Source organism: Halopseudomonas sp. 4NH20-0008, from assembly GCF_057548395.1.
This window is the reverse complement of record NZ_BAAJMD010000045.1, coordinates 1-613: the sequence shown is the minus strand read 5'-3', so window position 1 is coordinate 613 and position 613 is coordinate 1. Positions and strand designations below refer to the sequence as shown.

Genomic DNA, 613 nt, shown 5'->3' with positions numbered 1-613 from the left:
TGATGATGGCCAGTTCGGTGTTGCCTTCCGCTATTTTGCACAGGAACTGAACGATACCGAGTTCGGCTTTTACTTCATGAACTATCACAGCCGTACTCCGTTCTACTCCAACATTGCAGGTAGCTACTTGGGTCTTACTAGCGTCCTGGCAAGTAACCCTGGTGCGCTCGGCCCAATTGTTGGTCCTTTGCGTCCGGGTGGACAAATTACCAGTGACAAGAATGGTGACGTAGGCCCAGCCGGCTATTTCTTTGAATACCCTGAAGATATCCGCCTTTACGGTGTAAGTTTCCAGACCAATATCGGCGGTACTTCAGTTGGTGGTGAGTTCAGCTATCGCCCCAACATGCCAATGCAAATTAGTACAGGCGATCAAAGTCGTGCAGCTTTGTTGGCAGCAACCACTGTGCCTGGTGTTGTTCCATTAGTTCCTGGCTCTGATAACACTCATCGCGGTCTTGAAGGTCAGGTTCAAGTGGGTGACTATTTGCCTGGTTACCAGCGCAAAGAGTTTTATCAGGCTCAAGTCACCGCTATTCACTTTATCGAGCGGGTTATGGGTGCCAGCCGACTGTCGCTTGTTGGCGAAGTGGGTGTAAACCATATTGGTGGC

The 613-nt window shown here is 50.2% G+C and carries 1 protein-coding gene; it reads left to right on the top strand.

Annotated features, from left to right (window positions below):
• Nucleotides 1-613 (top strand): DUF1302 family protein (locus tag AC27HQ_RS16950; RefSeq protein WP_487157373.1); only part of this gene is annotated, 613 nt, incomplete at both ends.